Source organism: Moritella sp. 28 (genome assembly GCF_018219435.1).
In the GTDB taxonomy this organism is placed as follows: domain Bacteria; phylum Pseudomonadota; class Gammaproteobacteria; order Enterobacterales; family Moritellaceae; genus Moritella.
Window position 1 is genome coordinate 3,806,620 of sequence record NZ_CP056121.1, and the last position, 12,936, is coordinate 3,819,555.

General features: G+C 40.3%; 9 protein-coding genes and 2 riboswitches. Of the genes, 8 read left to right on the plus strand and 1 reads right to left on the minus strand.

Annotated elements, in window-relative coordinates:
- Window positions 1–2 precede the first annotated feature (2 nt).
- Genes HWV02_RS16795 through HWV02_RS16805 form a run of 3 tightly spaced genes read left to right on the plus strand, consistent with a single transcriptional unit; the run spans window position 3 to window position 5,102 of the window.
- Window positions 3–683 carry a TetR/AcrR family transcriptional regulator gene (locus tag HWV02_RS16795; protein WP_211676886.1) on the plus strand — a complete coding sequence of 227 codons (681 nt, stop codon included), beginning with the start codon at window positions 3–5 and terminating at the stop codon, window positions 681–683.
- On the plus strand, window positions 670–2,001 hold the full coding sequence (locus HWV02_RS16800; RefSeq protein WP_211688830.1) for an efflux RND transporter periplasmic adaptor subunit: 1,332 nt from the start codon (window positions 670–672) through the stop codon (window positions 1,999–2,001). The genes HWV02_RS16795 and HWV02_RS16800 overlap by 14 nt, the downstream gene beginning before the upstream one ends.
- On the plus strand, window positions 2,001–5,102 hold the full coding sequence (locus HWV02_RS16805; protein WP_211688832.1) for an efflux RND transporter permease subunit: 3,102 nt from the start codon (window positions 2,001–2,003) through the stop codon (window positions 5,100–5,102). The genes HWV02_RS16800 and HWV02_RS16805 overlap by 1 nt, the downstream gene beginning before the upstream one ends.
- Before the next feature lie 107 nt (window positions 5,103–5,209).
- On the opposite strand, the gene HWV02_RS16810 is transcribed toward HWV02_RS16805, so the two are convergent.
- Entirely contained in the window at window positions 5,210–5,542 is a 333-nt protein-coding gene (locus HWV02_RS16810) for a hypothetical protein (RefSeq protein WP_211676889.1), read from the minus strand.
- A gap of 444 nt (window positions 5,543–5,986) precedes the next feature.
- Here HWV02_RS16810 and HWV02_RS16815 point away from each other — a divergent pair, with 444 nt between their 5' ends.
- The 5 genes from HWV02_RS16815 (at window position 5,987) to HWV02_RS16835 (ending at window position 12,892) form a co-directional block, all read left to right on the plus strand.
- Window positions 5,987–6,337, plus strand: a complete 351-nt coding sequence (locus HWV02_RS16815; RefSeq protein WP_045109495.1) for a phasin family protein — start codon at window positions 5,987–5,989, stop codon at window positions 6,335–6,337.
- A gap of 346 nt (window positions 6,338–6,683) precedes the next feature.
- Window positions 6,684–6,785: riboswitch (purine riboswitch) on the plus strand.
- Window positions 6,786–6,875: 90 nt separating this feature from the next.
- Window positions 6,876–8,201, plus strand: a complete 1,326-nt coding sequence (locus HWV02_RS16820; protein WP_211676890.1) for an NCS2 family permease — start codon at window positions 6,876–6,878, stop codon at window positions 8,199–8,201.
- A 15-nt stretch (window positions 8,202–8,216) separates the two neighbouring features.
- A complete protein-coding gene (locus HWV02_RS16825) occupies window positions 8,217–8,780 on the plus strand; it encodes a xanthine phosphoribosyltransferase (RefSeq protein ID WP_211676891.1) in 564 nt (187 codons plus the stop codon).
- A 450-nt stretch (window positions 8,781–9,230) separates the two neighbouring features.
- A riboswitch (cobalamin riboswitch) is annotated at window positions 9,231–9,372 on the plus strand.
- A 112-nt stretch (window positions 9,373–9,484) separates the two neighbouring features.
- On the plus strand, window positions 9,485–11,512 hold the full coding sequence (locus tag HWV02_RS16830) for a TonB-dependent receptor (RefSeq protein WP_211688834.1): 2,028 nt from the start codon (window positions 9,485–9,487) through the stop codon (window positions 11,510–11,512).
- Window positions 11,513–12,892, plus strand: coding sequence for a cadherin repeat domain-containing protein (locus HWV02_RS16835; protein WP_211688836.1), 1,380 nt, complete (start codon window positions 11,513–11,515; stop codon window positions 12,890–12,892). It abuts the gene before it with no gap.
- Window positions 12,893–12,936 lie beyond the last annotated feature (44 nt).

Sequence of the window (12,936 nt, forward strand, 5' to 3'; positions counted from 1 at the left end):
AAATGGATAATAACGATAGTAAAAATAAGCCCCCGATTCGTCACATAGGTAGACCCACAAAATCTTCCGACACCAATGTCCGCCAACATTTAATGACGGTGGCATTTGAGCTATTCGCCGATAATGAATACAACCAAATCAGTACCCGAAAAATTGCAATCGCAGCCAATACGACTCCAGCGATGATCCGCTATTACTTCCAAAATAAGGAAGGGTTGTTTCATGCCGCTATGTCGCAATATCGCCAGCCAATATTAGATATTTTCAAACAGCATGTCGCCAAGCCAACATTACATAATCTACATGATATATTTATACTTTATTATACGACGGTTCAAGAAAATAAAAGCTTACACCACATCATCAGACGTAACATGACCAGTAACGACAACCCGCAGCTTAAAGCGCATATTATTCAAGAAGGGCCACAGCAATCCTTCAAATTAATCAAAACGATGCTCACTAAACTGCAAACTAAAGGTGATATAAAATCGGAACTAGATCCGGAGTTATTAACGATTCAAATTCTAAGTTTATGTGTCTTCCCTTGTGCATTTAAACCTTTATTACAACAATTAACCCCCACTGATTTAGACATGCAGTTTTATCACAATCTCGCCCAACAGAACTATAATATGTTAATCAATTCAATTACAACGGATCAATACAATGCAGAAGTATAAGCTACTGTGGCTACCACTCGGCATTGCTGCAGGGCTAGGTATCATGGCCATTAATAACTTCATCATGGAAAAAAACGTTGTATTAGAAACGCTCGAACCTGCACACAGTGTTTATACTACTCAGGTCCAAGTTCTGAGCATTGCTCCCACAGTAAAAGGTTATGGTCATGTCATCGCGAAAAACAAGTGGCAAGGTATCTCCGAAGTCAACGGCAAATTGATTTACAAAAACGAACGATTACAACGTGGTACGTTCATCAATAAAGGTGTGGAACTACTGCGCCTAGACCCGGCCTCGTATAAGTTAAATCTAACAACTGCACACGCGAACTTAGACAGTATTAACGCTGAAGTTGAAAATCTCGATATTGAAGAACTGCGCTTAACGCGTTCATACCAAGTCGAAAGCAAAACCCTTGCGCTGGAAAAAAAAGAATACCAACGTAATATCAAACTAAACAAAAAAGGTACTATCTCGGCGTCAAGCTTAGAGCAGCAAGAACGTATCGTATACAATACCCAACTACAATTAAATGATTTAAAAGCACAAGTAAGTCAACTTCCAGCCCGTAAAAAAGCACTACAAGCACAAGTAGCTCAAGCGCAAATCCAAATCGCACAAGCACAACTGGATTTAGACAATACCATCATTACCATGCCATTTAACGGTCGTATTATTGATGTTAACGCCGAACTGCGACAATTTGTGTCTGCTGGCACCAGTCTAATCTTGGCCCATGACGTGTCGAAATTAGAAGTCGAAGCGAAAATGCCCACCAGCCAGCTCAGCCGCCTAATACACAGCTTAAAACAAGACCGGGGGGTATTAGATAATCTTAACGCTGTCCCTGATATCGCTACCGCGAATTTAACGGCACATATTACATTACGTAATTCATCATCAGAAACCCATTGGCGAGGTAAGGTAACCCGAATTCTAGGTGAAATTGATTCGCGCTTAGGCACTGCAGGCTTAGTCGTTGAAGCTGACTTTGATGTCCTTGAATTCATTAAACGTAATGATCCCAATGACAGTCCGATCATCTCGGGTATGTTTGTTGAAGTGACCGTAAATGGCCAAGTTCAACCGCAATTAACCGTGCCATTAGCAGCCCTGCATAATAATCGTTTATATCTGGTGGATAAAAATAACAGACTCCAATTACAAACCGTTGATGTGCTGTTTATTCGCGATCAAGTCGCCGCCATTAAAGCAGATGGCCTTAAAGCCGGTCAACAGGTGGTGTTATCTGACATTATCCCTGTTGCCAATGGCTTAAAACTCGCGCCGACAGTGTGGACAGAGGATAAAGAATAATGATCCAATTCTTTACCAGACATCCAACTGCTGCCAACTTAATTATGGCGATGTTTTTAGCGCTCGGTGCTATCACTATTTCAGATATGAAGCGTGAAACCTTTCCCGACTTTTCAGTAACTATCGCACAAATTACTGTACCCTACCCAGGCGCAAGCCCTGAAGATGTAGAACAGGCAATTTGTTTGCCAATGGAAGATGCCCTTGATGGGATAAACAACCTCAAAAAACTCACCTGTAGTGCCAGTGAAGGTTTAGCGGTAACGACTGCGGAAATGACCCATGACGGTAATGGCACAACCTTTATTTCAGATATTAAAACCGAAGTCGATGCCATTGACCAGTTCCCTGATGAAGTAGAAACGACCATTGTAAAAGAACTCCTGACATATGACAGTGTGGTCAGTCTGGTTATTTACAGTGACATGGATAAACAAGCACTCAAACTGTATGCAGAAGATGTTAAGCGCCGTCTAAAACACTTAAAAGGTATTGCCCAAGTTGAGATCAATGGTTTCTCTGATCCACAACTGCGCGTCGAACTTGATTTAATCGCCCTGCGCCAACTCAACGTATCAGTACAGGACGTGGCAAACCAGATCGCCAAACAAAATGTGAAAATGCCCAGTGGTAACCTAAATACCCCTAGCAGCACAATCTTATTACGTTTCGATGCACAACGTTATACCCCACGCGAACTGGGTGAGATCATTGTTTTAAGTAATGAAGATGGTAGTAAAGTTCAGTTAAAAGACATAGCTACAATCACCCGACGCTTTGAACTAGACGAATCAAAAATATCGGTCAATGGTAAAGAAGGTACCATGCTCGATATCAAAAAATCGAAAGCCGATGACTCACTGGATGTACTTGAAGAAGTACAACAATTTATTGTAAGCGAAAAACTGAACACACCGGATAATATTGAATTTTCGCTCACAAAAAACATTGCCTCGATCGCGAAAGATCGCCTGGATCTTCTGTTATCAAACGGTTGGCAGGGGTTCATTTTAGTATTCTTGGTGATGTGGTTATTTTTCCCTTGGCGCTACGCCATCTGGGTTGCAATGGGCTTACCAGTCTCCTTCCTTGCCAGTATGTATGTACTGTCATTGGTGGGCATTAGCTTAAACCTGATGTCAATGGTGGCGCTGCTAGTGGCTATCGGCCTGTTAATGGATGATGCCATTGTATTATCCGAAAGTATCGCTCATGAACTCAGTAAAACCGAAGACAAACTTGCAGGTATAGTCAAAGGGGTTAACCGAGTTAAAAATGGGGTGTTTTCATCGTTCTTAACCACAGTCGCGATCTTTGGTTCGCTTGCATTTCTTGAAGGGGACATGGGCGCAGTACTTAAAGTTATCCCAATAACTTTAGTTATCACCTTAAGTGTATCCTTGGTTGAAGCGTTTTTAATCTTGCCGCATCACTTGTACGCATCTATTAAAGATGCCGATGACAAGGTAGCAGAAAGCAGTTTTAAAGGTCGCTTTAATAGAAAATTCGAATACTTCCAGTTTACGATTTTACCTAAAGTAATTGGTGCCATTGTCGACCGTCGTTATATGGTCACAGCAGGCATAATAGTCTTATTCATCGGTACAATATCACTGGCATCCAGTGGCATGTTGCGCTTCTCGGCCTTTCCCGAAGTGGAAGGTGATTGGGTACAGATCACCGTATTAATGCCGCCCGGCACCCCTCTCCATAAAACTGATAAAGTGGTGACCCGTATCAGCAAAGATATTAAGATCACCAGTTCCCAGTTTGGGGAACAACCCGATAATGAACCATTGCTGAAATATATCACGGTACAAAGTGGCGCGAATCCAGACGCAGGCGAAACAGGTGAACATGTCGCCACGATCTTTGTTGACCTGCTAACATCAGAAAAACGCTCGACACGTATGGCCGATTATTTAGCTGCACTGCAACAACAGATTGGTGTGATTCCCGGTGTGACAAACCTGATTGTCCGCGAGCCAGCAATCGGACCAGCGGGGCGTGCGATTGATATTGAACTCAGCCATCCTAGTATTCAAACGTTGAAAGATGCAGGTAATGAATTGGCACAATACCTGTCACAATTTAATGGTGTGAGTAACATTATCAGCAATCTTCGTGATGGTAAACCCGAGCTGAGAATGTCACTGCTGCCTGGCGCTGAAACGTTTGGTGTCACTGGGCAGGATATTGCGATACAACTGCGCGCGGCATTTTTTGGTGTCACCGTCGATGAGTTACAAATCGGCAGTGAAAATGTCGAATTAGACGTGAGGCTGGCCGAGCGTTACCGCTCTGATCTGGCTTACTATGAAGATTTCCCTTTTACACTTGCTGATGGTAGCCAAATCCCCCTTGCCAGTATTGTGAAAGTAGAATGGGGCCGTGGTGTCAGTCAGTTGAACCGTATTAATAATATCCGGACGATGTCGTTAAAAGGTGACATTGATAAAGAAAAAGCCAATACCGTAGAACTCATGACGCAGATGCAGAAAGATTTCGTCCCTAGCCTGACACAGAAATACCCTGGCATTGAAGTGCGTTTAGGCGGGGAAGTTGAATCCACCGCTGAAACTGGTACTTCAATGGTAAAAAGTTTCTCAATCGGTCTGTTCGTGGTCTTTGCGATCTTAAGCTTCCAGTTCCGCAGTTATGTTGAACCTGTCATTGTTATGCTTGCGATCCCACTGGCACTCATTGGGGTATTCTGGGGTCATTACATGCTGAATTATGATCTGACTATGCCGTCAATGCTGGGCTTTACGTCATTGGCCGGGATCGTCGTAAATAACTCCATCTTGTTAGTACAGTTTATCAAAGAAGATTTAGTCAAGAGTAATAACATTAGACAAGCAGCAATACATGCAACAACTCACCGTATTCGTGCGATCTTAATTACCACAGCGACAACGGCAGCGGGCTTAATGCCAATATTACTTGAACAAAGTATCCAAGCTCAGGTGATTATTCCACTGGTTGTGGCGTTGATTTTTGGTTTGCTAGCATCCACCATGTTAGTGATCTTAATTCTACCAGCTTTTTATGGCATCTTAGATGACTTTGGTTTAACCGAGCGTCACAAATTAAGTGACTAGCGCACACTAACGGAGAATGACGCACACAAAAAAGCCAGAAACAAAATGTAACTGGCTTTTATCGATACGGTGATCGCGTACTTTAACTTGAATGTGACAATCTTTCGTTAAGCGCATATACCAATATGACGGCTTACATCATCAAACCAAGGTTGGCTTTCGCAGTCTAGTTCTGCATCAAATTTACGGGATAACATTGACTGTACTTTTTTAATCGCATCACTGGCAATCAACACTTTCTCGCCTGCGGCATCGCTCTGTTTTAAGGCAAGTTCATCGGCATAATTCAGTAAATCTTCAGCAGAAGCCAAATTATAAGAAGCTGTGTGTAAGATGTCTAAACTTGCTTGCGTATAATTACATCCACGGATAAAACTAATCTCTTGTCTTACCCGTGACACAAGCGCCAGACCATCTTTTATTAATTGTTGAAATTCCACTGTTAGCCTCTCAATTAAATTTAAGTCGCCGAATTATAGTCACCATCCTCAAAAAGCAGAATTGAATATAATTAAATTTTCGTTGTAACAATGCAACGGTTCATAAAAACAGCATAATAGTCATTAATAATAAGATAGCTGTTCAATTAATAACTAACAATATGTATAAACAAAAGTTATGAGCCTTGATAAGTATTATATGAATAAAAAATCGTTCCCATCACCCTTTCACTCATCCTACATATAATCACACAAATACATGTTTGAATTACGAATACAAAAATCAGGTGACGACCAAATAAGTGGAGCATAATTAGACTGAAAAACCATTCTAAATTAATCTTTATTTTCATAAAAGTAAATCCACAATTTGTATGCATTTTCTAATTTAAAACCATATTCTGGCCACATCAAATCGAAACGCACCCAGAAAGGATAAGTACCATGACACAATTAAACGTAGTTGATACAGCTAAAAAACTTTGGAGCAGCAAAGACGAAATCGCTAAAAATATTTGGCTAGCAGGTCTTGGTGCATACGGTAAAAGCATTGATGAAGCGAACAGAGTTTCAGACAAATCTTCAACATTATTCGAAGAACTTGTTGCTAAAGGCGCTAAGATTGAAGAATCAGCAAAAGCAAAATTATCTGATAAAAAAATCTCTACAGATGTTTTAGAAACTCGCGTAAACCAAGTGTTCACTAAAATCTCTGGTGTTGATAGCACTAAAGTTGACACGCTAAATGCTAAAGTTGACGAATTAACTAAAGCAATTGCTGAACTTAAAAAGTAATTCTTTTAAAAGTTAAAGTGGTTCTTTTAAGTTGATAGATATGGTGAGCCTAGGCTCACCATTTTTCGTTTCAGGACATAATAAAGTTCAAATTAACAACAAGTTCACCAATATTTAGTCAAATATGAACATATAAAGCATATTATCGTCTTGTTCGAATATTGACCAAAAGGTCAGTTAAATTAAAAACATTTAATATTATCCCATTATATACCTAAATCCCTTCAAAGCCCTATAAGTAGCAGTCCGCCCTAACAATACAGGCTGTTTATAGCATAGATACCGGCCTGTTTTGAATCATTGCATCGCACAAAAAAATTGACAACTGCGTCAACATCTTTATGATGCCCCGCAAGCAATGTGACGTTGTATAATTTTGGCAATATGGGCCTTAAGTCTCTACTCTGAAACCGTAAATTTCAGACCTACAATGAAGCAGGATAATTGTACCTTTTTTCTGGTATGGTTCCCCTACCCAAGTTTATACTTCGGAATATTGTCATTTTAAATCAACCAACTAAATAGTAATGGGTGTTTAATGGACAAGTACTTCCTCCTGTCTGCGCGTGGCGCAACTGTAAAAAATGAAATCTACGCGGGTTTAATTACCTTTCTAGCGATGAGTTATATCTTAGCAGTGAATCCGGCAATCTTAGGAAGCATCGAAGGGATAGACAAAGGCTCGGTATTTACCGCGACAGCACTGTCTGCAGCTATCGCAACATTTATTATGGGTGCGTTTTCTAAATACCCAATTATGTTAGCGCCGGGTATGTCGATGAACGGCTTCTTTAAAGCTATCTTACTCGGTGGCGGTATCTCGTTACTTTGGCATGAAGCACTCTTTGCTATTTTCCTTTCTGGTTGTCTCTATTTAATTTTAAGCTTAACACCAGCTCGTAAGGTGATGATTGATGCGATTCCTGAAGATTTAAAACTCGGTATTGCAGTTGGTCTGGGCTTATTTGTTTCTTTTCTTGGTTTACGTAACGCCGGTATCATTGTAAGTAACCCGTTTACCTTAGTCAGTATGGGTGATGCTAGCGATCCCAAAGTATTTATCGCCCTGTTCAGCATCTTTATTGCGATTGGCTGTTTAGTCCGCGATATGAAACTCGCGACTGTTATTTCGTTCATCTCATCTATAATTTTAAGTTTATTAAGCGACCACTTCCTGGGTAGTAACTTAATTACCTTACCAACTGAAGTATTTTCTATACCGCCAAGTTTAGCGCCTACATTCGGTGCTATCTTTGATTTGTCACAACTAACAATGCCAAAACTGACTGATTTAATTTTCTTAGTTGTGATCTTCTTTATTGTCGATTTTTTCGATGGTTTAAGTACGATTGTCGGTGTCGGCCGTGATGCAGGTATTATCGGTAAAGACGGTAAAGTACCAAACGCGAAATCGGCATTAGTGGCTGATTCAGGCGGTACGATCATTGGTACAATATTAGGAACGACGTCAATTACCGCTTATTCAGAATCTGCAGTCGCGTCATCATTGGGGGCTAAAACAGGTATCAGTGCGATCACGGTGGCCGTGATGTTCTTAATATCTATGTTCTTATTTCCTGTATTCTCAATCTTTACCTCGGCGATTGTGGCACCTGCACTGGTTGTTATCGGTATTTATATGATTAAGAATTTGGCAAACGTTAACTGGGATAAGAAAGAGTCAGCAATTCCTGTATTCTTTATTATGGTATTTAGCTTGTTAACCTTCTCACCTGCAAACGGCATGGCAATGGGGTTCATCAGTTATTGTTTCGTTATGTTAGTACAAGGTGACGGCAAAAAAGTTCACCCGATTATTTACTCACTCGCACTACTATTTATTGTTTATTTAGCAATTTCATAATTTAGGGACTGACACATGAATTTATTAGAAAAAGCGATTTTAGAACACGGAAAATCAGTAAAGAACGTAGCGCTAGACGCTAGTAGCTTTTTAACAAAGCAAATCGATATTCAGATTTTAGACTGGTGTGCATCACAATTAGCGATCCACTTTCAAGATGCTAAGATCGACCGTATTTTAACGATTGAGAGCGGTGGTATTGCGATCTCGACATTGGTGGCTTTAAAACTCAATGTGCCATTAGTGGTCATGAAGAAAAAGCGTAGCATGTTAGATCCAGAGAATGTACTAACGACTAACGTATTCAGCTTTACTAAAAATACCTCATACGAATTGAACTGCAATGTTGAACACATTAATGACAATGACCGCGTATTATTTATTGATGATGTATTAGCACACGGTAATGCGGTTGAAGGGACGCTAGCGATTCTTGAGCAAACCACAGCTAAATTAGTCGGTGTCGGTATCTTATTCGAAAAGTCGTTCCAAAGTGGCGCAGCAATGCTGGCAGAAAAAGGCATTGATACCTTGTCATTAGCACGTATTAGTTCACTAGAGAACGGCATTCATTTTTAACAAAATAGCTGTTAGTTAGTATAAGATAAACGAAAGGGGAGAAACCACATGTGTTTCTCCCCTTTTTATTTTTATTTTTATTTTTATTTTTATTTTTTACCAGAAAATCATCAAATGAAATAGCGCGAATAAAACTAACACCCGTCTTCAATTCTAGATACTTCATTGTATACGACAATTCCATTGTTCACCCTGAATGCATAAAATGCATAACATTGGTCCCTCACTGATTTACCATTTGGTACAAACAGCATAGCCCAGCCTTAAGGGTAACCGTCGATTAATAATAACCATTACCCAGGTGATGCCGAGTACGATGATCACAATGACCAATTCGACTTTAAATACCTTAGTGCTTGATAAGTCGTACAAAATTTATGCAACTGCATATCTATATTGTTAACAGCGTTGCTTTTATTATTGTTTATCATTAAAGTGCCGCGACTTACAGTAGGTGCTCAATATTAAACAGCGTGTGACCGCAATTAAGGATTGAGTTAAACGGGAAGTTTGGTGTGAAACCAACGCTGCCCCCGCAACGGTAATCAACGAATGTTGAGAGCCCGATACCGGCCTATTGAAATATTACCGTATTGCGGAGGGCGATAGCGGAATAGAAAAATCCTATTCTGTTTTGCTTTTTGGCAATAAACACATACATGGTTTTTTTGTATTCTGCCATCCCCAACATCATTGGGGAACCCATGTTATTTCGACGACCAACACCCGTATTAGCGGCGTGCCTATCACTGCTACATTTATCCTCTGCACAGGCAGAGAATACCACAGAGACGACTGTCGTAACCGCGACAGCAGAAACGGATCTCAATGCGCTTAACACACCAAACTATCAGATTTTGTATCGTGAAGATTTTATTGACTCATCACAAACCCTTGGTGATCTACTCCAAAAAATTAACGGTATTCAGATCCGACAAATCAGTGGCTTAGGTAATCCAGCATCCGTATCTGTCCGCGGTTCAAGTAGCAAGCAAGTGCAGCTATATATCGATGGACAGCTTATTAACGATAGTCAGTTTGGCGGCTTTGATGTTAACCAGCTGCCAACAGAACAAATCGACAGTATTGAAATTAGCAAAAGTCAGGCACTAGGCACAGGATCAACTCCCATTGGTGGCGTGATCCGCATTAATACTTACAATCCTCAAATAGACAGTGCGCGAATGAGCCTCGCGACTGGCTCATTTGGCTACCGAGAAGTGAACATCACGGCGAACAAACGGTTTACCAACTACACCCTTGCCGCGGGATTTAGCCATGTACAAAGTGAAAATAATTACGACTACTTGGTACCACAAAGCTTCACAAACCCTTCGGTTTCAGCAGAAGAAAAACTTGCCAACAACGCCTACGGCAAAAATACGCTGCATCTCAATAGTGAGATCTATATCGGCCAGCACCTATTGCGATTTAATATGCAATACACTGAACAACGTAAAGAGTTGGCTAATTATCAAAATAATTCACCAGAAAACGCCAGTGAAATAAGTAGCGACAGTTGGCGATTTGGTTATTTACATAACTGGCAATCATCCAATGTTTGGTTAGAACAGATTGAATTTGAAGCGTACACACAATTCACTGATGAGATCTATTTAGATCAACCGATAGGCGTGATGAACAAGCGTTCAAATTACCAAACGGTGAAAAGCTTTACCAGTATAAAGCCGACGCTGAATATCGGTGATTTGACCATGACTCCCTTTATCAATGTCAACCATCAAACATTCGAATCTACGACGGTTTTAAAAGGGAAAATAACACCTTGTAACGGGATTAACAGCTGTGATGTCACGGCGAGTCAGCTTCAGCTTAACTATGGTTCACGGTTAGAATGGCCAATTACACAGCTTGCACTTATTCCCTATGTATTAATCAGCCAATCACAAGATAAAAATACAAATTCTGTTTTGAATCAAAGCGGCACTAAGCACGTCGATAAACAAGATTATACAACCCAAGAATTCGGTATTACTTATCAACCAAATAAATTCAATGCAGTCGTTGATGACCGTTTTGATTTTTCGGCATTTTTAACCTGGAGTAATGGTGTTCGAGCCCCAACTCTATTTGAAATGTTTGGTGATCGAGGCAGCTTTAAAGGCAACCCTAGCCTAAAGCCTGAAGAGGCTGAAACCTTATCACTGGGCAGTACGCTCAGTTACTCCGACGTGTCGTTTACAGGTGCTGTCTATCATCAACAATTAGTTAATTCTATTGTCGCTATTTTCAACTCAAGTAACGTAGGTAGCTACGCTAATGTCAGTCATGCTGAATTAACTGGATTAGAGTTACAAGCCAACTATAGAGTCAGTACCGACCTGTCATTGATGCTGCAAGCCAACCTTATCGACAGTAATAGTCAATCAAAATACACAGCTTATAACAACAAGCGACTACCGGGTATTTATCATCAGCAATATAGCGCAGGTATAGGCTATGCCATCACAGAACATTGGCAGGTTAACCTCAATAGCAATATCGACAATGAGCTGTATTTTAACCGTGCGAATGTTTTTAACAGCGTCGGTAATGATACTGAAAACCCTGCTAATCGTTTTACAACCGACCTACAACTGGGTTGGAAAAAGGGACGTTACACCTCGCTTCTAGCGATAAACAACCTGTTCGATGATGAATATCAGGATCTCGCCAACAGACCAGCGCAAGGTCGAAATATCCAATTTAAAATAGCAATAAAGGAAATATAAATGCTAACCGTAATGAAAAAATACCTATTTACACTCACCTTGTTAGTCAGCATCGCACTACTGTCAGGTTGTGATAATACGTATCTTAATACTAATACTAATACTAATACTGACACTAATACTGACACTAATACTGACACTAATACTGACACTAATACTGACACTAATACTGACACTAATACTGACACTAATACTGATACTAATACTGACACTGACACTGATACTGATACTGATACTAACACTGATACTGACACTGACACAGATCCCGTTATTCATAAGCCAGCTGCATCAGCTGTCGTGCAGACTGTCGATCCGAGTTACATCAGCTCCGAAGTACTGTTTTTAGACTCGGCTAATCAACAAGTGAGTAGCCCTTATTACAGTAAGACTAAATCTGATTACACACTGGCTACCAACAACAGTGATATCTACCATATTGGTCGTTACGGTATTGATACAATCGATAAGTACGCCGCTCAAGATTATAATAATCCAGCATGGTCATTCACGACTCAAGACAACAAAGACTCTATTAGCCGTAATCCTTACAGCCTCGTCTTTGCAAATAATAACAAAGCCTATTTAATCCGTTATGGCTCATCAAAAGTATGGATTGTAAATCCGAATGCAAAAGACTTCGCTAGTTTTAAAATTGATGAAATAGATCTCTCTGCTTATGTTCCTGCTGATAATAGCAGTGGTACGCCAAGCCCTGCAGCCGCTATCATCAGTCAGGGCAAACTATTTATCACCATGCAGCGATTATCGGATTACTTTTCAGCGAATCCAGCATACGTGGCCGTTTTTGATGTCGCGACAAATACCGAAATTGAAACCAATTCAGCACCCAGTGATAACCTAAAAGGTATTTTACTTAAAGGGATAAATCCGCTTAAAAATAGTCTATCGACTGGCTCAGACGGTAAAGTCTATGTCAGTACTCATGATGTTTACGCTTCAACAACGCTTAGCAACAGTAGAATTGAAGTCATAGACCCAAGTACCTATGCGTTGCGTACTATTTTGACCGCAGCAGATATTGACAGTAATGTAAGTAAATTTATCAATGCGAGTGTACAAGTATCAACAAACAAAGGTTATTTTTATGCAGGTAAAGTTGTCTTCACACCAGTGTATGGTGAAATCTCAACCCTGTATGAATTTAACCCGACAACAGGCGATGTTATTAAAAGCGAAGTTGCAGGCACAGGTAATGAACATATCAATTATCTAGGGTTAGATAAAAAAGGCTTTTTATGGCTAAGCATGATCAACCCAGCTACACCTGGAGTTGATATTATTGATACAGTGGATAATACACTCGTTGGCGGCCGATTGTTAACAACGCTAAACCCTAATGTGATCCATTTTCTTAACTAGTTAACTCATTACTCGTATTACAATAAGTACATATGCCGAGGGCC

Bases quoted from the DNA above. Each gene is read 5' to 3' on its own strand.
- HWV02_RS16830 (WP_211688834.1), top strand. From the start codon at position 9,485: ATGTTATTTCGACGACCAACACCCGTATTAGCGGCGTGCCTATCACTG.
- HWV02_RS16805 (WP_211688832.1), top strand. From the start codon at position 2,001: ATGATCCAATTCTTTACCAGACATCCAACTGCTGCCAACTTAATTATG.
- HWV02_RS16815 (WP_045109495.1), top strand. From the start codon at position 5,987: ATGACACAATTAAACGTAGTTGATACAGCTAAAAAACTTTGGAGCAGC.
- HWV02_RS16825 (WP_211676891.1), top strand. From the start codon at position 8,217: ATGAATTTATTAGAAAAAGCGATTTTAGAACACGGAAAATCAGTAAAG.
- HWV02_RS16820 (WP_211676890.1), top strand. From the start codon at position 6,876: ATGGACAAGTACTTCCTCCTGTCTGCGCGTGGCGCAACTGTAAAAAAT.
- HWV02_RS16795 (WP_211676886.1), top strand. From the start codon at position 3: ATGGATAATAACGATAGTAAAAATAAGCCCCCGATTCGTCACATAGGT.
- HWV02_RS16835 (WP_211688836.1), top strand. From the start codon at position 11,513: ATGCTAACCGTAATGAAAAAATACCTATTTACACTCACCTTGTTAGTC.
- HWV02_RS16800 (WP_211688830.1), top strand. From the start codon at position 670: ATGCAGAAGTATAAGCTACTGTGGCTACCACTCGGCATTGCTGCAGGG.